Origin of the sequence: Lentzea jiangxiensis (assembly GCF_900104175.1) — a bacterium.
Taxonomy (GTDB): domain Bacteria; phylum Actinomycetota; class Actinomycetes; order Mycobacteriales; family Pseudonocardiaceae; genus Lentzea; species Lentzea jiangxiensis.
On record NZ_FNIX01000017.1, the window covers coordinates 131,706 to 152,934 of the forward strand.

The window sequence follows — 21,229 nt, forward strand, 5'->3', positions numbered from 1 at the left end:
CCCTCGAAGGACGTACTGCCGGTGATCGTGCCACAGGGGGCTCTGACGGGTGCTCGGACCTGCGTAATCAGAAATTGTCGGACCCCGGGGTCATGATGTTCTCCATGGACGTGATGGAGGCTTTCTCACCGGCGACCAGGCAGTGGTTCGCCGGGGCCTTCGCCGCGCCCACCCAGGCGCAGACAGGTGCGTGGGCGGCCGCGGCGGCGGGCGAGCACGCGCTGGTCATCGCCCCGACGGGCTCGGGCAAGACGCTGGCCGCGTTCCTGTGGGCGCTCGACCGGCTGGCCGCCTCCCCCGTGCCCGAGGAGCCGAAGCGGCGCTGCCGCGTGCTCTACGTGTCGCCGTTGAAGGCGCTGGCGGTGGACGTCGAGCGGAACCTGCGGGCTCCCCTGGCCGGCATCCGGCAGGCCGCGCACCGCCTGGGGCTCGCGGAACCGTCGATCGCGGTCGGCATGAGGACGGGCGACACGTCGCCGGAGGAGCGGCGGGCGTTCGGGCGCACTCCCCCGGACGTGCTGGTCACGACGCCGGAGTCGTTGTTCCTGCTGCTCACGTCGTCGGCGCGCGAGTCGTTGCGCGGCGTGGAGACGGTGATCGTCGACGAGGTGCACGCGGTCGCGGGCACCAAGCGCGGCGGGCACCTGGCGCTGTCACTCGAAAGGCTGGACGCGCTGCTGGAGCGGCCGGCGCAGCGGATCGGGCTGTCGGCGACGGTGCGGCCGGTCGAGGAGATCGGCACCTTCCTCGCCGGTGGGCGGCCGGTGTCGGTCGTGCAGCCGAAGACGCCCAAGACCATCCAGGTCGAGGTCGAGGTGCCGGTCGAGGACATGACGGTGCTCGGCCAGCCCACGGGTGAGGTGTCGGGTTCGGCCGCCGGTGCCGAGCAGCGCACCTCCATCTGGCCGTCGGTCGAGGCACGGGTGCTGGAGCTGGTGCGCGCGCACCGGTCGACGATCGTCTTCGCGAACTCGCGGCGGCTCGCCGAAAGGCTGACGGCGCGCCTCAACGAGCTCGCCGAGGAAGCCGCCGAGCCGGAGTCCTTCCCCGCCGAGGCCATCGGCCAGGCGGGGATGACGGTGCAGAAGACCGCGTCGGTCGCCCGCGCCCACCACGGGTCGATGTCGCGGGAGCAGCGCACCGCCGTCGAGGAGGACCTGAAGTCCGGGCGGCTGCCGTGCGTGGTGGCGACGTCCTCGCTGGAGCTGGGCATCGACATGGGCGCGGTCGACCTGGTGGTGCAGGTGGAGGCGCCGCCGTCGGTCGCGTCCGGGCTGCAGCGCGTCGGCCGCGCGGGCCACCAGGTGGGCGCGATCTCGCGGGGCGTCATGTTCCCGAAGTTCCGCGGCGACCTGGTGTCGTGCGCGGTGGTGGCGGAACGGATGCAGAACGGCGGGATCGAGGCCGTCCGGTTCCCGCGCAACCCGCTCGACGTGCTGGCGCAGCACGTCGTGGCGATGGTGGCGATGGAGACGTGGACGGTCGAGGACCTGACGGCGCTGGTGCGGCGGGCGGCGCCGTTCGCCGGGCTGCCGGACTCCGCGCTGAACGCGGTGCTGGACATGCTGTCCGGGCGGTACCCGTCCGAGGAGTTCGGCGAGCTGCGGCCGCGCATCACGTGGGACCGGGTGAACTCCGAGCTGCGCGGGCGTCCCGGGTCGCAGCGGCTGGCGGTCACCTCCGGCGGCACGATCCCCGACCGGGGGCTGTTCGCGGTCATGACGCCGCCGTCGGAGAACGGTCCGGGCTCGCGCGTCGGCGAGCTCGACGAGGAGATGGTCTACGAGTCCCGCGTCGGCGACACGTTCCTGCTCGGCACGTCGTCGTGGCGGGTCGAGGACATCACGCACGACCGGGTGATCGTGGTGCCCGCGCCGGGCCAGCCCGCGCGGATGCCGTTCTGGAAGGGCGACGCTCCCGGCCGCCCGCTCGAACTGGGCCGCGCGATGGGCAGGTTCCTCCGCGAGATGTCCACGATGGACGACGCGGCGGCCAGGGAACGGGCGGCGTCCGCGGGCCTGGACGCGTGGGCGACGGACAACCTGCTCGCGTACCTGGCCGAGCAGCGCGAGGCCACGAGGCACGTCCCGAACGACAGGACCGTTCTGGTGGAACGGTTCCGCGACGAGCTGGGCGACTGGCGGCTCGTCGTGCACTCCCCCTTCGGCGCCCAGGTCAACGCGCCGTGGGCGCTGGCGATCGCCGCACGCCTGCGTGAGCGGCGTGGCGTCGAGGTGCAGGCCGCGCACTCCGACGACGGCATCGTCCTGCGGCTGCCCGACACGCTCGACCACGACGGCGCGGAGGTCACGGCGAGCGCCGAGGACGTGCTGCTCGACCCGGAGGAGGTCGAGCAGATCGTGGTCGCGGAGGTGGGCGGCTCGGCGTTGTTCGCGGCCCGGTTCCGCGAGTGCGCCTCCCGGTCGCTGCTGCTGCCCCGCCGCGACCCGAAGCGCCGCACCCCGCTGTGGCAGCAGCGGCAGCGCTCGGCGCAGCTGCTGTCGGTGGCGGCGAAGTACGAGAGCTTCCCGGTGGTCCTGGAAGCGATGCGCGAATGCCTGCAGGACGTCTACGACGTGCCCGGCCTCCGCGAGCTGATGGCGGACGTCCGCGCCCGCAAGGTGCGCGTGGTCGAGGTGGAGACGCCGTCTCCGTCGCCGTTCGCACGCAGCCTGCTCTTCGGGTACGTGGGCATGTTCCTCTACGAGGCGGACACGCCGCTGGCGGAACGGCGGGCGGCCGCGCTGTCGCTCGACTCGACACTGCTCGCGGAGCTGCTCGGCTCGGAGGCGATCCGCGAGCTGCTCGACCCGGAGGTCGTGGCCGAGGTCGAGCTCAGCCTGCGGCGCCTCTCCGAGGACCGCCGCCCCCGCCACGCCGAGGACACCGCGGACCTGTTGCGGTTCCTGGGAGATCTGTCCGACGCGGAGGCGCTCGAACGCGGTGTGCCCCGCGAGTGGCTCGACGAGCTGGTGGCCGAGCGCCGGGCGATCCGCGTCCGCATCGCCGGCGAGGAACGCACGATCACGATCGAGGACGCGGGCCGGGTGCGGGACGCGCTCGGCGTCGCCCTGCCGGTCGGCGTCCCGGAGGCGTTCACCGAGCCGGTCGCCGATCCGCTGGGTGATCTGCTCAGCCGCTACGCCCGCACGCACGGGCCGTTCCCCGCCATGGAACCCGCCGCCCGCTTCGGCCTGGGCGTGGCCGTGGTGACGGGTGTCCTGGAACGCATGGCCGCCACGGGGCGGTTGGTCCGCGGTGAGCTCCGTCCCGGCGGCACGCACACCGAGTACTGCGACGCGGACGTGCTGCGCCGTCTGCGCCGTGCGTCGCTGGCCCGGCTGCGCTCCGAGGTGGAGCCGGTCGAACCCGCGGCGCTGGGCCGGTTCCTGCCGCAGTGGCACGGCCTGGGCCGCCGGCTGCGTTCGGCGCCGACGGTCGACGACGTGTTCTCGGTCGTGGAACAGCTCGCCGGAGCGCCGCTTCCGGCCAGTGCGCTGGAGTCGCTGCTCTTCCCCGCGCGGCTGCCGGGCTACTACCCGGCGCTGCTCGACGAGCTGACGGCGTCCGGGGAGGTGACGTGGACGGGGTGCGGCGCACTGGCCGGTGGCGACGGCTGGGTCGCCCTCGCCCCGACCGACGTGGCCGACCTGCTGCTGCCCGACCTGGTGCCGGAGTCGATCCCGGAGTCGCCACTGCACACCGCCGTGCTGGAGGCGTTGTCCGGCGGGGCGCTGTTCTTCCGGCAGGTCGTCGACAGGGCGTCGGTGTCCGTGACGTGCACGGACAAGGAGGTCGTCGGCACCCTGTGGGACCTGGTGTGGGCAGGACTGGTCACGAACGACACCTTGTCGCCGTTGCGCGCGCTGGTGTCCGGTGGCGGTGCGGCCCACAAGGCTCGCCGCAGTGCACCGCGCGGCCGCTACACCCGGCTGCGCGCCGCACGCCCGGACATGCCGTCCCGCACGGGCCCGCCGACCGCCGCCGGTCGCTGGTCCCTGGCGGTGCGGCCCGCGGAGGACCCGACCCGCCGGGCCCACGCCCGCGCCGAGGCCTTCCTGGAACGCCACGGCGTGCTGACCAGGGGCGCCCTGGACACCGAACGCGTGACGGGCGGCTTCAGCGGCGTTTACAAGGTGCTGCGGGCAATGGAGGAGTCGGGCCAGGTCATCCGCGGCTACGTCGTCGAGGGCCTGGGCGCCGCCCAGTTCGCGGCGCGGGGTGCGGTGGACCGCCTGCGGGCGTTGTCCCGCCCTCCCGGCCAGCCGCTGCAGGACGACCAGGCCGCGGTGGTGCTCGCCGCCGCAGACCCCGCCCAGCCCTACGGAGCCGCTCTGGCGTGGCCGGATCCGCTGGGCGAGGGCAAGCACAGGCCGGCCCGCAAGGCCGGCGCGCTGGCGGTGCTCGTCGACGGCACCCCGGCGCTCTACGTGGAGAGAGGAGGCAAATCGCTGCTGTCGTTCACCGACGACGACCCGACCCTGCGCACCGCCGCGAACGCCCTGAGCAGGGCGGTCCGCGACGGCTGGCTGGGCCAGCTGGCGGTCCAGCGAGCCGACGGCGAGGTCGCACTCACCTCGCACCTGGCGACGGTCCTGCAAGAGGCCGGTTTCCGCGCCACACCCAAGGGTCTGCGCCTGCGGGCCTGACCCGTGGACCGGGTTCGCGGTCCACGGGGGTGCCACGCGACGCCCGCACCTGTTGGCGTGGAGTGGCGTATGTGGTGGTGCGTAGCGGCGTTTCGGCAGCTCGGAGCCGACGGGTTCGGAGTTGGCGTGCCTGGTCCGGCACAACGGTCTCGGCGGTCCGAGGTCGCACACGGCCCGCGCCGGGGTTCGCGTCGCCGAGGTCTGCGCCGCCGAGGTCTGCGTCGCCGGCGCGATAGCCGTGACAGCCGGTCCGAGCCGGAGCCGGACATCGGGACGCGCGCCCGTGCTGCGGCTCCGGGACAAGATGTCGCCGCACCCGATCGGGAACCGGACCGCGGTGGTCCGGTCGCCCCGAGGTCAGGCCGGGAAGAGCGAGCTGTAGGCGTTCAGCGCCGGCTGCCCGCCGAGGTGCGCGTAGAGGACCGTGGAGTCGCGGCTGATCTCGCCGGACGACACGAGGTGGATGAGGCCCGCGAGGGACTTCCCCTCGTAGACCGGGTCGGTGATCATGCCTTCGAGGCTCGCCCCGAGGCGCATGGCCTCCACAGTGGACTCGTCGGCGATGCCGTAGGTGCCGGCGTGGAAGCGGTCGTCGAGGAGGACGTCCTCTTCGGACACCGTGACCTCGCGGAGCTTCGCGGTGTTGTGCGCGATGCGGGTGATCTGGGCGAGGGTCTCGGCGGGCTTGGCCGAGGCGTCGATGCCGAGCACGCGGCGGTTGGTGTCGTTCGCGAAGCCCGCGACCATGCCCGCCTGGGTGCTGCCGGTGACCGAGCAGACGATGACGGTGTCGAAGAAGACGCCGAACTGTTCCTCCTGCCGGCGGACCTCGTCGGCCCACGAGGCGAAGCCCATGCCGCCCAGCGGGTGGTCGGAGGCGCCGGCGGGGATCGGGTACGGCTTGCCGCCGGAGGCGCGGACCTCCTCGATCGCCTGTTCCCAGGCGGGTTTGACGCCGATGCCGAACTCGGCGTCCACGAGGCGGACTTCGGCTCCCATCATGCGGCTGAGCAGGATGTTGCCGACGCGGTCGCTGCCGACGTCGGACCACTCGACCCAGCTCTCCTGCACCAGCACGGCCTTCAGGCCGGCCCGCGCGGCGGCGGCCGCGACCTGGCGGGTGTGGTTGGACTGGATGCCGCCGATCGACACGAGGGTGTCGCAGCCGGTGGCGAGCGCGTCGGCGACGAGGTACTCGAGCTTGCGGGTCTTGTTGCCGCCGTAGGCGAGGCCGGAGTTGCAGTCCTCGCGCTTCGCCCAGACCGCGGCGCCGCCGAGGTGGGCCGTCAGGCGGTCGAGGCGGTGGACGGGCGAAGGGCCGAAGAGCAGCGGGAATCTGTTCACAGTTCCTCCTTCAGGGTGCCCCAGTTCTCATCGACCAGGAGCGAGGCCTGTTCGTGGTCGCCTCGTTCGCACGCCTCGATGATCTGGTCGTGCTGCGTGACCGAGTGGCGGGCCTGCGGTGAGGAGAACCGGCTGTGCTCGGCGCGGCGGACCAGGGGCGTGTAGCGGTCGATGGTCGCGGCGACGGCGAAGTTGCCGCAGCGGTGGACGGCCACCGCGTGGAACTCGTCGTCGGCGGCCAGTGCCGCGACGGCGTCGTTGGCTTCGAGCGCCTTCTTGAAGGCCTCGTTCGCCGCGCGCATCGCGGCGATGTCCTCGGCCGGCATCTTCCGGAGGACGGCGATGCCCACGGCGAGGGAGTGCATCGTCTGCACGACGACGAGCGCGTCGAGCACGGGCTCGGCTTCCAGCGCGGTGACGCGCGTGTACGCGTGCGGTTTGGTCTCGACGAGGCCCTCATCGGTCAGGGTCGCGAGCGCCTCGCGCACCGGTGTGCGGGACAGGCCTAGCCGCTCCGCCAGTTCGACGTCCTTGATGGGCGTGCCCGGCTGGAGGTCGCCGCGCACGATCGCCGAGCGGATCTCGGCGGCCGCACGCTCCTTCAACGACCCATATCCAATATATTGCATATCGGGAGCGTAGGTCCGAGGCCGGATGATCGCAACCTGGGCTTGATGACATGGCGATGCGCGACATCCGGCTCTTCGGCGACCCGGTGCCGACGAGTCCCGTCGACCCTGTGACGCGGTTCGACCGCAACCTCGAAGGACTGGTCGCGGATTCGCTCGACACGGTCGAGCCGGACGGGCGCGCCGGGCTCGTGGCGCTGCGGATCGGCGTCGGCTGCGGGTGTTCAGCTACGACGTGCCGAAGAAGAGCGGCCGCCGGCGCGGGTACGTGATCAACCCGGAGATCGTGGGCTGCCGAAGAGACCCAGGACGGCGGCGAAGGATGTCTATCGGCGCCGGGACTGGCGCATCCGACCGTCCGCGCACAGGAGGCCGTCGTGCGCGGAGTCGATCTGCGCAACGAACCGGTCGTCGTGCGCGGGAGCGGGTTGACGGCTCGCTGCCCGCAGCACGAGACCGATCACCTGGACGGGAAGCTGCACCTGTCCCGCCTCACTCCCGAACTGCGGCGCAAGACGATGCGCGCGGCACGGGAGTCGGACCGCTGCCGAACCGGAACGGTGGTGCGGTCTAGAAGGGCAGAGTCCGGCCGAGCACCGCGAACGGGCGCGGGTCACCGGTGAACTGGTAGTGCCTCAGCACGTCGAGGAAGCCGACGCGGCGGTAGAGCTTCCACGCCTTGCTGGGACCTTCGGGCGTGGACAGCAGCACGTGCGAGGACTTCACGCCTTCCATGAGCCTGCGCAGCAGGTCCTCACCGAGGCCACGGCCCTGGGCGCGCGGCAGCACGTGCAGTTCGGTCAGCTCGAAGTAGTCGGAGAGCCATTCGTCGACGACCGGGGGCGGCGAGACCTGCATCAGCCCGCGCCGCACCTGCTCGTGCCACCACTGGCCGGCCGCGCCGCGGTAGCCGTAGCCGATGCCGACGAGCTCGTCCTGCTCCCCCAGCGCGACGACGCAGCGCCAGTCCTCGCGCATCATGTGCGCCAGCCACATCGGGGCGCGCTGCTCGACGGTGCCGGGCGGGTAGTTCATCGCCGTCACGTACAGCGCGAGCGCTTCGCCCAGCCGCGCGTTGAGCTCGGTGGTGGTCAGCTCGACGATGCGCTCCACGCGCGGCGAGGCCGTCATGCCGACACCACCGCTACGCGGCCGCCCGTCAGGGCGACGAGATCAGCGAAGGTCGTGGGGTAGACGGCGTGCGGGTGGCCCGCGGCCGCCCAGATCTCCTCGTAGCCGGACAGCGCCTCGTCCACGAGGGTCTCGATCGGCGCCGGGTGCCCGACCGGCGACACCCCGCCGATCACCTGGCCCGTGTGCTCGCGGACGAACTCCGGGTCGGCGCGCTTCACGGCGTCCGCTCCGACCAGTTCGGCGACCAGTGACGTGTCCGCGCGGTGGGCGCCCGACGTCAGCACCAGCAACGGGGCCGCCTCGCCGTCGCGCACCGCGGCGAACAGCAGGCTGTTCGCGATCGCGCCCACTCGCACACCGACCGCCTCGGCCGCGGCCGCCGCGGTCCGCACGGCGTCCGGCAGCACGACGATGCGTTCTGCGGTGGCGGGCGGCAGGGCTTCCGCCACTTTGCGGATTCCGGGGTGTTCGAGCGCGCTCACGTCATCAATCAGACCACGACTCACGCCCACGTGGTGGGCCGGGTTGAGGAATCCATCGGCCGGGAGCTACGCTGACGGGGACTCGAACATGTGTTCGAGTCTCACCATGCCTCGGAGGTGGGGTGGGGGAAGCACCCCACCTCCGAGAGCCGCCGGCTTCCCCTCGGCGGTGGACGTCGTTGACCGACGCCACGAGGAGGCCGAGATGACAGCTGAGATTTCGAGTCCGGCAGCCTTCCCCGTTCCGTTGCCCCCCGCGTCCGCGCTCACCCTGCTGCAGCAGGCCCGCGACTCGCTCGCCGAGTCGGAGCGCACGCCCGAACCCCCTGAGCGGTTCGCGACCGCCTACCTCGCCGCGTTGCGGGCTGCCGCCGCGGTGCTCGCTCTGCGCGGACGGCCCCATCGCGGGCGTTCGCGGCCGACCAGTGCCTGGGTGCTGCTGTCCGCGATCGCGCCGGAGATGGGCGAGTGGGCCGCGTTCTTCGCGTCGTGGTCGTCAACACGGGCCGCTGTGCTCGCCGGGATCACCCGGCACGTCAACGCGCGCACGGCCGACGATCTGGTTCGTCAGACCACTCTGTTCGTGATGCTCGTCGACCGTGTGATGAGCGAGGCGAAGCGGTGAACTTGCTCGACGTTTTGCGCCGTGAGGCGGATCTGCTCGCCATGTCCGCGATCGGCCAGCCTCCGCACAAGGGTGTGCCCGCCTGTCCCGGGCTGAACCTCGGGGAGACCGTGCGGCACATCGGCAGCGGCTACCGCAGTGCGCTGGCCTGGATCAGGCTCGGCCGCGAGCCCGTGGACGGCGAGTGGCAGGACCACCCGGAGCCGGGAGAGGACCCGCTGGACTTCATGCGGTCGGGCGCGGAGGCCGTGATCGCGGAGCTCGAAGCGCACGACGAGGACGAGCCGTGCGCGACGTGGTGGCCCGAGCAGCAGACCTACGGGTTCTGGCGGCGACGGCTCGCGCACGAGACGACGGTGCACCGCATGGACGTCCAGGGCGCCGCCGGCATGGAGGTCGGCGCCGTCACCGACGAGGTCGCGGTCGACGGCGTCGACGAGGTGCTCACGCTGTGGCTGGGGCACAAGCTGGACGTGCTCGGGGTGCGGGGCTCGCGCGACAGCCTCGTCACCGTCCAGGTCGAGGACGACCTGTGGCTCACGCGCTGCGGTCCGCAGGGCGCGTCGGCGTGGCGCGTGGTCGACCCGGAGGACGCCCACTCCGCCGACGCGCAGGTGTCGGCGAGCCCGATGACGATGTACCGATGGTTGTGGGGACGGCTGCCCGACCGGATGGTCGAGGTGTTCGGCGACCACGACGCGATCGCGCAGCTGTGGGCACTACTCCGTCTCGCGACCAAGTAGGACGGACGCGGTCTCCTCGCCCGTTGCCGACAGCAGGCGGTAACGGGCTTGGCGGCCGTGGAAGTCCAGCAGTGCCACGGAGTTCCCGAAGTGCGGGCCGCTGGTCTTGCGCCAGTGCACCAGGTCCTCGGGTACGCCGACCATCGTCGCGAGGCGGCGGAACACCTTCGAGGCCGCGCGCGACCACGACAGCCGGAACGCCGGGCGCAACACCTTCGGCGCCTCGTTGTGGATGGGCGAGCACACGAGTTGCGCGACCACGGCCTTGGTGGGCCTGGGGAACTCGGCCTCGGCGACGTAGCTGTGGTGGACGTCGCCCGACAGCACGCACACCGTGGCGGCACCGTTGCCGGCCGCTTTCTCGATCATGCGGGAGAGCCTGTCGAACGACTCGCGGAACGCCGGCCAGTGCTCCAGGTCGACCGCCTGCCGGATGCCCTCGGCGGCCTTGCCCTGCCAGCCCGGCTTGTTCGCGCCGATCTCGTTGATGGACTGGACGTGGCTGAGGGCGTGCGGCATCAGCCACGGCAGCGACGAGCCGATCAGCAGGTGGTCGTACTCGCCGTCGTTCTCGCTGGTGTTGCGCTCGATCCACTCGAACTCGTCGTCGTTGACCATCTGCCGCCTGCCCTCTTCGAGGATGCGGCCGGAACGCGTGTCGACCATGAGCAGCCGGGCCCGGCCGAAGTCGCGGCGGAAGCTCCACCACGTCGACTTGCGGCCCTCGTTCTCCCTGTCCGCCGCCTCCGCGAAGTCCAGCAGCATCGGCAGCACGTCCGTGCCCTGCGCCTTCACCTTGGCGTACAGGGAGTTCTTCGCGAGCTCGTCCGGGCTGAGGTTGCCCAGGTGCTGGTAGACCCAGTACGAGGAGATGGCGCCGCGGATCCTGTCGCGCCACCACGGCTTCTGCGCCATCTGCGCTCGCCACACCGCGGAGGTGTTCCAGTCGTCGCGCACGTCGTGGTCGTCGAAGATCATCGCTGTCGGCACGACCGACAGCAGCCAGCGGATCTCGGGGTCGCCCCAGGTCTCGTGGTAGAGGTGGGCGTACTCGCCGAAGTGCACGACCTCACCGTCGGGCTCGTCCGTGCCGCGCCTGCGGTCGCGCAGCCACTGCTTCGTGGACTCGGTGGGTTCGTCGGCGTAGACCTGGTCCCCGAGCAGGATCATCGCCTGCGGCCACTCCTCCTCCGGGGCGGCCATGAGCCGTTGCGCGAACGCGTCGAGCGCGTCCGGGCCGAGCGGCTGGCCGGGCGCGGCGCGGCACGACCCGAAGGCGATCCGGCGGACCTGCCCGGTGCGGATGACCGGCTTCGGGAAATCGCTGCCCGGTTCCGGCCAGACCTTCTCGCCGTCCAGTTCGACGTCGTACTCGGTGCGGGGACCGAGGTTCTCGAGACGGACGAGCGCGTAGTGCTGGTCGCCCACCTGGAACGTGCGCGCCGAGCTCCCGGCGATCTCCACCTCGCAGGAGGCATCCGTCTCGACCCACACCGTCGCGGATGTTTCGTCGACATATCTCAGGAGGGGTCCGAGCACCAGCTTCGCCACGCGCGAGACAGTACCCTCGCACGGGTGGAAATCACGTTCGAGGCGGCGGATCCGCCCTCCCTCGCCGCCTTCTGGTCGGAGTTCGCCGGTGACGAGGTCGAGCTGACGTTCGTGTGGAGCGACGCTCCCAAGATCGAGAAGAACCGGGTCCACCTCGACCTGGCGTCGTCCTCGGCCGAACACCAGGCGGACATCGTCGCGCGCGCGGTCAAGCTCGGCGCCGAGCTCGCCGACATCGGCCAGACCGACGTGCCGTGGGTGGTGCTGCGCGATCCGCAGGGCAACGAGTTCTGCGTCCTGGAGCCCCGGCCCGAGTACTCCGGCGCGATCGCGGCCGTCGTCGTCGACTCGCCCGACCCGCTGGCGTCGGCTCGGGCGACCGGGCATCCGGTGGTGCGCAGCGGGGACGGGTTCGCCTCGGTGCGGCCGGAGCCCGGGCCGTGGCTCGAGTTCGTGCGGACCGACGACCCGGAGCCGATCACGAACCGCGTGCGCGTGCGATGGGCGGAACCGGCCTGACCGACGGCGATACCCGATATATCAGTTCGCCTGCCTCGCCTCCAGCAGATGGGGCAGTGAGCGGAGTCCCCGGTTCGACGGGCAACTGACCCGTGCCGAGTCACAGCCGATATATCAGTTGTGCAAAAGACGTTTGCGGACGTCCGCAAACGTCTTTTGCACAAGGCTGCGTTAGTGCAGCTCAGAGCCATTGCAACGAGGTGTGCCTCAGAGAGCGGCCAACCGTTCACGAAGGGTGTCGAGGCCCATCGCGCCCATCTCCAGGGCCTCCTTGTGGAAGCGCTTGAGGTCGAAGTCGGCGCCCTTGCGGGTCCGCGCGTCCTCGCGGGCGGCGAGCCAGAGGCGCTCGCCGATCTTGTACGCGGGGGCTTGGCCCGGCCAGCCGAGGTAGCGGTCGATCTCGTCGCGGACGTGCGCCGGTTCGGAGAGGGTCCGGGTCAGCATGAACTCCAGGCCGAGCTCGGGGGTCCAGCGCTCGCCGGGGTGGAAGCCGGTGCCGGCGGGGATCTCCAGTTCGAGGTGCATGCCGATGTCGATGATGACGCGGGCCGCGCGGAACAGGTGCGCGTCGAGCATGCCGAGCAGGTCGCCGTCGTCGTCGAGGTAGCCGAGCTCGCGCATGAGGCGTTCCGCGTAGAGCGCCCAGCCCTCGCCGTGGCCCGACACCCAGCACATGAGGCGCTGGAAGTCGTTCAGCGTCTCCGACTGGTACACCGCCGTCGCGCACTGGAGGTGGTGGCCCGGGACGCCCTCGTGGTAGACGGTCGAGGTCTCGCGCCAGGTCGGGAACACCGTCTTGCCCTCGGCGATCGACCACCACATGCGGCCGGGGCGGGAGAAGTCGGCGGTCGGTGAGGTGTAGTACGCGCCGACGGCACCGCCGGGCGGGGCGATCCTGCACTCGAGGTTCATCAGGGCGTCGGGCAGGTCGAAGTGCACGTCGCGCAGGTCGAGCAGGGCCTTGTCGGACAGCTCCTGCATCCACGCCTGCAGGCCGTCCTGGCCGTGCACCTGGTAGTGCGGGTGTTCGTCGAGGTACGCCGCTGCCTCCGCGAGCGAGGCGCCCGGCTTGAGCCGCGCGGCCACCTCCTTCATCTCGGCTTCGATGCCGAGGAACTCCTCCCAGCCCCACGCGTAGGCCTCGGCGAGGTCGAGGCGCGAGCCGGTGAAGTAGCGGGAGCCGAGGCGGTAGCGCTCCTCGCCGACGGCGTCCTTCTCGGGTGCCTGCGGGGCCAGCGTCGTGCGGAGGAAGGAGGCGAAGTCGGCGTAGGCGGCGGCAGCGGCGGTGGCGCCGGCGTCGAGAGAGGAGCGCAGCGAACCGTCGACGTTCGCGGAAGCCGCGAACGGGCCGAAGAAGGTCGTGGCGAAGGTGTCGCACTGCTTGGCGACCTGGGTGACCTGGCGGATCGCGGAGACCTGACCGCGGGAGGCGGCACGTGAGAGAGAGGCGCGCAGACCGTCCAGAGCGGCGGGCACGGCGGCGAGGCGGCGTCCGATCGTGGCCCAGTCTTCGGGCGTGTCGGTCGGCATCTGGTCGAAGATGTCGCGCACGGACTGGATCGGGCTCGCGATGACGTTCAGCGAGGACTCGGTCTCCCCGGCCTCGTACAGCTCGTGCTCGAGGCCCGTCCGCTCCAGGAAGACGGCCCGGGCCGCTTCTTCCGAGGCGTCCGCGGGCTGCGCGGCGGTGACGGCGGCGAGGGCGCGGACGGCGAGTTCGTCGCGTGCCGCGTGTCCTTCCGGGGAGAGGTCCGTCAGCTGGTCGTCGTGTCCCGCGAAGCCCAGGCTGGTGGCCGCGATGGGGTCCAGCGCGACGTAGTCGCTGACGAACTTGTTGCTGATCTCGTGCACGGATGACATGCGTCGAAACGCTACAGCGCCCTCTTCCACTCGAAAAGGTAGTTAGTCAAGCTCACGACCAACGGCGGGGACTGCGTCGTCCCCGCCGTGCTGGCAGGATGGCCGCCGTGCGTCGATCCCGGGCACTGCTGGTGCCGGTCTTCCTGCTGCTCACCCTGTTTTCGTTGAGCGGATGCGTTCGCGTGTACGCGGCCATGGCCGTGTCCGACGACGACCGCATCTCGGGCGAGATCATCGCGGCCACACCTCCCACGCAGGACAACGACCCCGGTCCCCAGCTCGAGGTTCCGCCGGAGCTCGCGAGCCGGGTCACCACCAGGCCGTACCGGGTGGAGTCGTACGCGGGCACGCAGCTGTTCTTCAACGGGCTGTCGTTCGACGAGATGCGGACGCTGTCGTCGTCGACGAGCTCGTCGAACAGCCGCTACAGCCTGAACTTCCGCCGGTCGGGTGATCTTGTGACGCTCTCCGGGTCGGTCGACCTGACCCAGGTGCCCGTGGAACGGGCCGACATCCAGGTCAAGGTCAGCTTCCCCGGCAAGGTCGTGAACACCAACGGCCGCGAGGAGGAGAACAACACGATCGCGTGGTCCCCGAAGCCCGGTCAGGCCTCCATGCTGCAGGCCACCGTGCAGTACGCGGGTGAGAACTCCAGCTCGTTCTTCGGCTGGGCGTTGCTGGTCGCCGGGCTCACCGGCGGTGCCGCGCTGGTCGTCGTCGTCCTCGCGCTCATCGCGCACAGGCGCAGCACCGTCGCCTAAGCGCGGGTGACCAGTCCCAGGCGCCCCAGCACCTCGCGCGTCGCCTTGGCCCTGTTCATCGTGTAGAAGTGCAGCGCGGGAACGCCTTCGTCGAGCAGCCGCCGGCACATCTCGGTCGCGATGTCGATGCCCGTCGCGCGGAACCCGGCGACGTCGTCGGCGTACGGCTCCAGCCGGCGCGAGACCTCCGGCGGCAGGTCGGCGCCGGACAGCTCCACGATCTTGGACAGCCCGCGCGGCGACAGCATCGGCATGATCCCCGGCAGGATCGCCGCGTCGCAGCCCGCCGCCGCCACCCGGTCGCGCAGCCGCAGGAACGGCTCCGGCGCGTGGAACAGCTGGGCCACCGCGTAGTCCGCGCCCGCGTTCAGCTTGCGCAGCAGGAACTTCAGGTCGGTGTCGAGGTCCGCCGAGCGCGGGTGCCCGTACGGGAACGCCGCCACGCCCACGCAGAAGTCGCCGAGCTCGCGGACGAGCCGCACCAGTTCGTCCGCGTAGTTCAGGCCCTCGGGGTGCGCGACCCACTCGCCCATCGGGTCGCCGGGAGGGTCGCCGCGCAGCGCGAGGACGTTGCGCACGCCGATCGCCGCGTACCAGCCGATGACGTTGCGCAGCTCGGCGACCGAGTGGTCGACGGCGGTGAGGTGCGCGACGGGGAGCAGCGTCGTCTCCTGCGCGATGCGGCCGGTGGCGCGGATCGTGCGGTCGCGGCGCGACCCGCCGGCGCCGTAGGTGATCGACACGAACGCCGGGTCGAGGCCTTCCAGCTCGCGGACGGCCTTCCAGAGGACCTTCTCGTCCTCCGCGTCTCGCGGTGGCAGGAACTCCACCGAGAACTTGGGTGACTCTCCCTGGAGCCGCTCCACCACCGACGTCATGGGTCAACCCTAATGGTACTTCCGAGGAGTGGGACATCCGCTCACCATGCGGTACGCCGCCCCGACATGCGCGTGGTGCCGGACACAGCGGACCATGGACGTGTGTCCCACCACCCCATCGACGTGGCGCTGCCCCAGCACGTCGAAGAAGCGCTGACCACGTACCTGGCCTCCCGGCGCGCGTCCGGCGAGGCGATGGACCCGAGCTTCGCGAGCGCGGTCGACGCGCTGTCGGACTTCGTGCTGGGCGGGGGCAAGCGCATCCGCCCGACCTATGCGTGGTGGGGCTGGCGTGCGGCCGGCGGTGACCCGTACGGCGACCTCGCGGAGGAGGTCCTCACGGCGGTCAGCTCGCTGGAGCTGATCCAGGCGTGCGCGCTGATCCACGACGACCTGATGGACGCCTCCTCGGTGCGCCGGGGCAAGCCGACGGTGCACATCGCGTTCGGCGCGCGGCACCGCGAGCAGGGCTGGCTCGGTTCGGCGGAGCGGTTCGGCATGTCGGCGGCCGTCCTCATCGGCGACGTCGCCCTGGCGTGGGCGGACGACATGCTCTTCGCCGCCGGCCTGCCGCCGGAGGTGCTGCGGCGCATGAGCGAGCCGTGGCGGGACATGCGCACCGAGATGCTCGCCGGCCAGTACCTCGACGTGCTGACGCAGGCGCGGGGCGACTCGTCCCCGGACGCGGCGCTGCGCATCGACCGGCTCAAGACCGCCGCGTACACCGTCGAACGGCCGCTGCACATGGGCGCCGCGATGGCGGGTGGCTCACCGGAGCTCATCGACGGGCTGCGGGCGTTCGGCGCCGACATCGGCGTCGCGTTCCAGCTGCGCGACGACCTGCTCGGCGTGTTCGGCGACCCGGAGGTCACCGGCAAGCCCGCCGGCGACGACCTCGCCGAGGGCAAGCGCACGCTGCTCGTGGCCCTGGGCATGCAGTACGGCGCCGATGTGCTGGACTTCGCCCTGGGCAAGCCCGACCTCGACCTCGACACCGTCGAGGAGGTCCGCCGCGCGCTCGTGAAGGTCGGCGCCGTCGACGCCGTCGAGGAGCGCATCGAGGAGCTGACGAAGAGCGCGCTGGCCGCCCTCGACGCGGCCGGGGTGGCCGAACCGGCCGCGACCAAGCTGGCCGACCTCGCGGTCAGCTCGACGAAGCGGACCTTTTGAGACGATCATGTTGTCCGGTTCCCCTGAGTTGATTAACTCCTCGTGACCGTGTGGGCCGTTGCCTGCTGACGCTTCCGCGCGTTGTGCAACGATGTTCGGGCGATGGCAGCAACTCCGTCCCTCCCCCGAACGAGCTCCGAGGTGTCTCCGCAGGAGCTTCAACCAGTCGTGCGCGCGAACACCTACGCCATCCCCATTCGCACGACCATGCTCGGTCTGCTGGGCGTGGCGCTGATCGCGCTCGGGGGCATGGGTGCCGGTGCGATCCTCGAGCGCGACCCACTGCTCGCCCAGGTCGGGCTGAGCTGGCTGCGCTACGGCCACGGCCGCGACCTCGCGAGCATGGTCCTGTACCTGGGGCTGGGGCTCGTCATCTGGGCGTGGATCCGGCTCGGCCGCCTCGTGCGGTGGGGTGAGATCGGCGACTTCGCCGTGCTGGTCGCGGTGACGGTCTGGACGTTGCCGCTGCTGTTCGCGCCGCCGTTGTTCAGCAAGGACATCTACAGCTACCTCGCGCAGGGGCAACTGGCGCTGAGCGGCTACGACCCCTACACGGTCGGGCCCGCGGTGCTGCAGAGCACGCTGAGCGAGAACGTCAGCTGGGTGTGGCAGCACACGCCCGCGCCGTACGGGCCGTTGTTCATCCTGGTCGCCAAAGCGATCGTGTGGATCACGGACGCGAGCGTCATCCTCGGTGTCGTCGCCATGCGCTTCTCGCTCGCCGGCGGCCTGGTGCTGCTGTGCTGGGCGCTGCCGGGCCTGAGCAGGCACCTGGGCGGCAGGTCGGCGATCGCGCTGTGGCTGGTCGCCGCCAACCCGCTGGTGCTGATCCACCTGATCGGCGGCGCGCACAACGACCTGCTGATGATCGGCCTCATGGCCGCCGGCGTGCTGCTGGTGCTCGACCGCAGGCACGTGCTCGGCTTCGTGCTGCTCGCCCTCGCGTTCTCGGTGAAGGCGACGGCGGTCGTGGTCGTGCCGTTCCTCGTCTGGATCTGGGCGGCGCGGCTCGACGGCGACAAGCGGACCCAGTTCCGCAAGGCCCTGGTCCCGGCTCTGATCGCGTTCCTCGGGACGTTCGCCGCGTGCACGGTGGTCGCGGGCGTGACCCTCGGCTGGATCCCGGCGCTGCGCAGCTCGTCGATGATCATCAACTGGCTGTCGGTGCCGAGCGCGGTCGGCGACTTCGTGCGGATGGTCGTCAACTGGTTCGTCTACGTCGACGGCGGCATCTTCATCGGCGTCGCGCGGGGCATCGGCTCCCTGGTGCTGGTCTGGATCGCGTACACGCAGTGGTGGGCGGCCCGTGACGGCGAGGTGCGCGACGCGATCCGCCGCGGCGCGCTCACGATGCTGGCCGTCGCGCTGCTGTCGCCCGCGACACTGCCCTGGTACTTCAGCTGGCCGCTCGCGCTGGCCGCCGGGTTCGCGTGGACCACGGGCGCGCTGGTCGCGGTGACGGTCGCGTCGTTGTTCCTCCTGCTGGTGACGTTCCCGAACGGCGACACGGCGCTGTACTCGTGGGGCTACCTGTTCTTCGCACTGGTGGTGTCGGGCCTCGCGGCGCGGTCGCTGGTGAAGCCGGACCCGTTCGGCCTGTCCACCCGCTACGAATGAGCCCCGTGGACGTCCTCGGGCTCACCGGCTGCGAGGTGCTGTGGCGGCGGGCCGCGGTGCCCGGAGCCGGCAGGGCGCTGCTCGCGTGCGCTCCGCCCGTGGCGACGAGGTGAGCCCCGCCTTAGACCACGACCACTGCGACGATGTTGGACGTCGCGGAGGCGTCGATGGTGAACGTCGCGTTCGGCTGGCAGTTGAGGCCCAAAGTCTTGGTGATCAAGTGCGCAGGCTCAAGGGTTCCGGGTGTCTCGCGCTCGGCGAGACACCCGGAACCGCTGCAACGGGTGAACTAGAAGCCCATGGCCTGAGCGCGGCGCTTTACCTCACGCCCACGGTCTCCGCGCAATGCTTCGATCGGAGTGCCGGGGAGGCTGTCGTCCTCCGTGAACAGCCAGCGCAGGATCTCCTCCGTGGAGAAGTTCTGGTCGCGCAGCACCGTGATGGTGCCGGGCAGACCCTTCACCACGGTTCCGGCGGCGAGGAAAGCCTCAGGAACGACGAGAACGCCGTTCCGCCGCTCGGCGAGCAGTTGCCCGTCGCGCAGCATTTGGTGGACCCGGGTGACCGGAAGTCCCATTCGGTCGGCCACCTCGGGGAGGCCGAGAACCTCCAGGTCGGCAGCCAGTACATCCGCAGCGGCAGGAATCGCACTCACGGGGGTCACGATGCCATAACCGAACTGGGAACGCCCTTCCGCCAACCGGGTCATCCTGAGCTTTACCATCTCGCACTGTGGAGAGGTCGGTTTCGAACGTGATGGGTGGACTGCTGGAGCAGCGCTACCGGGTGGACTCCGTGCTCGCACGGGGTGGCATGTCCACCGTCTATCGAGGTCGTGACACCCGCCTCGATCGCGATGTCGCCATCAAGGTGATGGATCCTCACCTGACCGCCGACCCCGCTTTCGTGGCGCGCTTCGTGCGCGAGGCGCGTGCCGCGGCACAGCTGCATCACCCGGCCGTGGTGTCCGTGCACGACCAGGGCGTCGACGGTGACCAGGTGTACCTGGTGATGGAGCTCATCGACGGCGGCAACCTCCGCGACCTGCTCAACCAGCGCGGCAAGCTCGCTCCCGCGGTGGCGTTGAGCGTCCTCGGTCCGGTGCTGTCGGCGTTGGGCGCCGCGCACCGCGCAGGGCTCGTGCACCGGGACGTGAAGCCGGAGAACGTGCTGATCGGACCCGGTGGCCAGGTGAAGGTGGCGGACTTCGGGCTGGCCCGCGCGATCGCCGGCAACGGCGTCACGAGCGACAGCGAGATCCTGGGCACTGTCGCCTATCTTTCACCCGAACAGGTGGAGACGGGCGCCGCGGACGCGCGCAGTGACGTCTACTCGGCCGGCATCGTGCTCTACGAGATGCTGGCGGGTCAGGCGCCCTACCGCGGCGACACGGCCATCTCCGTCGCGTACCAGCACGTCAACTCCGACGTCCCCTCCGTGCAGGACATCCCGCTGGCCCTCGACACGCTCGTGCGCAAGGCGACGCGGCGCGACCCGGCGTTGCGCCCGGCGAACGCCGACGCGTTCCTGGCCGAGCTGGAGCGCGTGGGCGCGGACCTCGGTCTCACACCGCAGCCGGTGCCCGTGCCCGGCACGGCGCCGGAGAACGACAGGACCGTCGTCATGCGGCCCGTCCCCGTCGCGGTCGGCGCCACGCCTCCGTCCGTGGCCGCCGAGGCGACGAGGCCCGCGGTGCCGAAGCCGGCGGCGCACGCGGCGATGACCACGGTCAGCACCGGTCCGCCGACTCCGCCTCCCGGTGTGGCCGCGACGCGCACGATGCAGCGGCCCGAACCACCGCGGCGCCGTCCTCCGCAGAAGAAGAAGCCCAAGGTCGACCCGGTCGAGGAGGAGCGCAAGCGCCGCAAGAAGCTCTTCGCCATCTGGGGCGCGGTGGCGGGCGTGCTGGTGCTGCTCATCGGCGTGTTCTTCTACTACGTCTCGGCCGGCCGCTACACGACGATGCCCGCGGTGACGGGCCTGACCGAGCAGAACGCGGTGTCGCTGATCCAGCAGGCGGACCTCACGGCGCAGGTCGAGAAGGTGCCGTCCAACGACGTGCCGCCCGGCACGGTCATCAGCTCCGACCCCGGTCCGGACACCGAGCTGCGCAAGAGCCAGGCGGTCAAGCTCGTCGTGTCGCGCGGCAAGCCCGTGGTGCCGTTCATCACCGCCGGTGCCGAGGTGGAGGCCGCGACCAAGGAGATCCAGGCGGCGGGCCTCAAGGCCGTCAAGGACCCCGCGAAGGACGCGTTCCACGACACGGTGCCGATCGGCAAGGTCGTCGGCCTCGACCCGCGTCCGGGCACGGCGCTCAACCTCGACAGCCCGGTGACGCTCGTGCTGAGCAAGGGTCCGTCGCCGCGCACCCCGGTGCCGAACGTGACGGGCAAGACGAAGAACGAGGCGTTCGCGGAGCTGCAGCGCGCCGGTCTGGAGCCGGTGGAGGCGGGCGGTGACGACGCCGCCGAGAACGACCAGTCGCGCGTGGTGCGGACCGACCCGGCCGCGGGCACGGTGCTGGAGGGGACGGGCAACAAGCGCGTCACCGTGTTCTTCCAGAACAACCGCGAGGTCGAGGTGCCCGAGGTGACGCGGCTGAAGGTCCGCGAGGCCAAGGAGCAGCTCGAACGGACCGGTCTGCGCGTGAAGGTCGAGTTCAACAAGAGCAACAACGCGACCGTCGTGAACCAGTCGATCCCGCCGCGCACGCGGGTGAAACGAGGAACCGAGATCACGATCGTCGGCCTCTGACCAGGGCGAAGCGAAGGGCCCCGCGTTCTCGACGCGGGGCCCTTCGTTCTTCAGCCGGTCTTCAGCGACTCGTCAGGAGCGCAGCATCTCCGCGACGAGGAACGCGAGCTCGAGTGACTGCTGCGTGTTCAGGCGCGGGTCGCAGGCCGTCTCGTAGCGGCCGGCGAGGTCGTCGTCGGAGATCTCCTGGGCGCCGCCGAGGCATTCGGTGACGTCTTCGCCGGTGAGTTCGATGTGGATGCCGCCGGGGTGCGTGCCGAGGCGGCGGTGCACCTCGAAGAAGCCCTGGACCTCGTCGACGATGCGGTCGAAGTGGCGGGTCTTGTAGCCGGTGCTCGACTCGTGGGTGTTGCCGTGCATCGGGTCGCACTGCCAGATGACCTTGTGGCCGCTGGCCTCGACCTTCTCCACGATGGCGGGCAGCACGTCGCGCACCTTGTGGTTGCCCATGCGGGAGATGAGCGTCAGGCGGCCCGGCTCGCCGCGGGGGTCGAGGCGCTCGACGTACTCGAC

At 71.2% G+C, this 21,229-nt stretch carries 17 protein-coding genes and 1 pseudogene; 9 read left to right on the top strand and 9 right to left on the bottom strand.

The window, feature by feature from the left end; all coding sequences use genetic code 11:
- The first annotated feature begins 104 nt into the window (after positions 1-104).
- Positions 105-4,649 carry an ATP-dependent helicase gene (locus BLQ91_RS31630; protein WP_425412566.1) on the top strand — a complete coding sequence of 1,515 codons (4,545 nt, stop codon included), beginning with the start codon at positions 105-107 and terminating at the stop codon, positions 4,647-4,649.
- A 357-nt stretch (positions 4,650-5,006) separates the two neighbouring features.
- Here the strand turns inward: BLQ91_RS31630 and BLQ91_RS31640 are convergent, their stop codons facing one another.
- Both BLQ91_RS31640 and BLQ91_RS31645 read right to left on the bottom strand, forming a co-directional pair.
- Positions 5,007-5,993 carry a 1-aminocyclopropane-1-carboxylate deaminase gene (locus BLQ91_RS31640; RefSeq protein ID WP_090102793.1) on the bottom strand — a complete coding sequence of 329 codons (987 nt, stop codon included), beginning with the start codon at positions 5,991-5,993 and terminating at the stop codon, positions 5,007-5,009.
- Positions 5,990-6,598 (bottom strand): GntR family transcriptional regulator, encoded by a 609-nt coding sequence (locus tag BLQ91_RS31645; protein ID WP_245733943.1) that lies wholly within the window; start codon positions 6,596-6,598, stop codon positions 5,990-5,992. Before BLQ91_RS31645 ends, BLQ91_RS31640 begins: the two co-directional genes overlap by 4 nt.
- Before the next feature lie 74 nt (positions 6,599-6,672).
- On the opposite strand from BLQ91_RS31645, the pseudogene BLQ91_RS31650 reads away from it, so the two are divergent.
- A pseudogene (locus BLQ91_RS31650) lies at positions 6,673-7,164 on the top strand (peptide deformylase); the annotation flags it as partial.
- 28 nt (positions 7,165-7,192) lie between these two features.
- On the opposite strand, the gene BLQ91_RS31655 reads toward BLQ91_RS31650, so the two are convergent.
- Positions 7,193-7,753, bottom strand: coding sequence for a GNAT family N-acetyltransferase (locus BLQ91_RS31655; RefSeq protein WP_090102797.1), 561 nt, complete (start codon positions 7,751-7,753; stop codon positions 7,193-7,195).
- Positions 7,750-8,238 carry a YbaK/EbsC family protein gene (locus BLQ91_RS31660; protein WP_090102799.1) on the bottom strand — a complete coding sequence of 163 codons (489 nt, stop codon included), beginning with the start codon at positions 8,236-8,238 and terminating at the stop codon, positions 7,750-7,752. The genes BLQ91_RS31655 and BLQ91_RS31660 overlap by 4 nt, the downstream gene beginning before the upstream one ends.
- A 205-nt stretch (positions 8,239-8,443) precedes the next feature.
- Here BLQ91_RS31660 and BLQ91_RS31665 point away from each other — a divergent pair, with 205 nt between their 5' ends.
- Both BLQ91_RS31665 and BLQ91_RS31670 read left to right on the top strand, forming a co-directional pair.
- Positions 8,444-8,863, top strand: a complete 420-nt coding sequence (locus BLQ91_RS31665; RefSeq protein ID WP_090102845.1) for an SAV_6107 family HEPN domain-containing protein — start codon at positions 8,444-8,446, stop codon at positions 8,861-8,863.
- On the top strand, positions 8,860-9,606 hold the full coding sequence (locus BLQ91_RS31670) for a maleylpyruvate isomerase N-terminal domain-containing protein (protein ID WP_245733944.1): 747 nt from the start codon (positions 8,860-8,862) through the stop codon (positions 9,604-9,606). The genes BLQ91_RS31665 and BLQ91_RS31670 overlap by 4 nt, the downstream gene beginning before the upstream one ends.
- On the opposite strand, the gene BLQ91_RS31675 is transcribed toward BLQ91_RS31670, so the two are convergent.
- On the bottom strand, positions 9,583-11,157 hold the full coding sequence (locus BLQ91_RS31675; RefSeq protein ID WP_090102801.1) for an alkaline phosphatase D family protein: 1,575 nt from the start codon (positions 11,155-11,157) through the stop codon (positions 9,583-9,585). The genes BLQ91_RS31670 and BLQ91_RS31675 overlap by 24 nt on opposite strands.
- Before the next feature lie 24 nt (positions 11,158-11,181).
- Here BLQ91_RS31675 and BLQ91_RS31680 point away from each other — a divergent pair, with 24 nt between their 5' ends.
- Positions 11,182-11,676: a VOC family protein gene (locus BLQ91_RS31680; RefSeq protein ID WP_090102802.1), complete on the top strand. Its 495-nt coding sequence runs from the start codon at positions 11,182-11,184 to the stop codon at positions 11,674-11,676.
- Positions 11,677-11,883: 207 nt separating this feature from the next.
- Here the strand turns inward: BLQ91_RS31680 and BLQ91_RS31685 are convergent, their stop codons facing one another.
- On the bottom strand, positions 11,884-13,536 hold the full coding sequence (locus BLQ91_RS31685) for a DUF885 domain-containing protein (protein ID WP_090102803.1): 1,653 nt from the start codon (positions 13,534-13,536) through the stop codon (positions 11,884-11,886).
- 98 nt (positions 13,537-13,634) lie between these two features.
- On the opposite strand from BLQ91_RS31685, the gene BLQ91_RS31690 reads away from it, so the two are divergent.
- Positions 13,635-14,297 (top strand): DUF3153 domain-containing protein, encoded by a 663-nt coding sequence (locus tag BLQ91_RS31690; protein ID WP_245733945.1) that lies wholly within the window; start codon positions 13,635-13,637, stop codon positions 14,295-14,297.
- On the opposite strand, the gene metF is transcribed toward BLQ91_RS31690, so the two are convergent.
- Entirely contained in the window at positions 14,294-15,175 is an 882-nt protein-coding gene (gene metF, locus BLQ91_RS31695) for a methylenetetrahydrofolate reductase [NAD(P)H] (RefSeq protein ID WP_090102804.1), read from the bottom strand. The two genes, BLQ91_RS31690 and metF, sit on opposite strands and share 4 nt — an antisense overlap.
- A 66-nt stretch (positions 15,176-15,241) precedes the next feature.
- Between metF and BLQ91_RS31700 the strand changes: the two genes are divergently transcribed.
- Both BLQ91_RS31700 and mptB read left to right on the top strand, forming a co-directional pair.
- A complete protein-coding gene (locus BLQ91_RS31700; RefSeq protein WP_090102805.1) occupies positions 15,242-16,345 on the top strand; it encodes a polyprenyl synthetase family protein in 1,104 nt (367 codons plus the stop codon).
- Positions 16,346-16,513: 168 nt separating this feature from the next.
- The gene (mptB, locus tag BLQ91_RS31705; RefSeq protein WP_245733946.1) at positions 16,514-17,962 is read left to right on the top strand and encodes a polyprenol phosphomannose-dependent alpha 1,6 mannosyltransferase MptB; all 1,449 of its coding nucleotides are present in this window, start codon (positions 16,514-16,516) and stop codon (positions 17,960-17,962) included.
- 289 nt (positions 17,963-18,251) lie between these two features.
- On the opposite strand, the gene BLQ91_RS31710 is transcribed toward mptB, so the two are convergent.
- The gene (locus tag BLQ91_RS31710; RefSeq protein ID WP_236223445.1) at positions 18,252-18,617 is read right to left on the bottom strand and encodes an Rv2175c family DNA-binding protein; all 366 of its coding nucleotides are present in this window, start codon (positions 18,615-18,617) and stop codon (positions 18,252-18,254) included.
- Between the two features lie 77 nt (positions 18,618-18,694).
- Between BLQ91_RS31710 and pknB the strand changes: the two genes are divergently transcribed.
- Positions 18,695-20,716: a Stk1 family PASTA domain-containing Ser/Thr kinase gene (gene pknB / locus BLQ91_RS31715; protein WP_090102806.1), complete on the top strand. Its 2,022-nt coding sequence runs from the start codon at positions 18,695-18,697 to the stop codon at positions 20,714-20,716.
- A 72-nt stretch (positions 20,717-20,788) separates the two neighbouring features.
- On the opposite strand, the gene BLQ91_RS31720 is transcribed toward pknB, so the two are convergent.
- A partial coding sequence (locus tag BLQ91_RS31720; RefSeq protein ID WP_143022906.1) for a 3-deoxy-7-phosphoheptulonate synthase occupies positions 20,789-21,229 on the bottom strand: 441 nt, incomplete at its 5' end.

Coding starts and splice junctions, on each gene's coding strand:
- BLQ91_RS31630 (WP_425412566.1), top strand. CDS start 105: ATGGACGTGATGGAGGCTTTCTCACCGGCGACCAGGCAGTGGTTCGCC.
- BLQ91_RS31655 (WP_090102797.1), bottom strand. CDS start 7,753: ATGACGGCCTCGCCGCGCGTGGAGCGCATCGTCGAGCTGACCACCACC.
- BLQ91_RS31665 (WP_090102845.1), top strand. CDS start 8,444: ATGACAGCTGAGATTTCGAGTCCGGCAGCCTTCCCCGTTCCGTTGCCC.
- BLQ91_RS31685 (WP_090102803.1), bottom strand. CDS start 13,536: ATGTCATCCGTGCACGAGATCAGCAACAAGTTCGTCAGCGACTACGTC.
- BLQ91_RS31690 (WP_245733945.1), top strand. CDS start 13,635: ATGGCCGCCGTGCGTCGATCCCGGGCACTGCTGGTGCCGGTCTTCCTG.
- metF (WP_090102804.1), bottom strand. CDS start 15,175: ATGACGTCGGTGGTGGAGCGGCTCCAGGGAGAGTCACCCAAGTTCTCG.
- BLQ91_RS31700 (WP_090102805.1), top strand. CDS start 15,242: ATGCGCGTGGTGCCGGACACAGCGGACCATGGACGTGTGTCCCACCAC.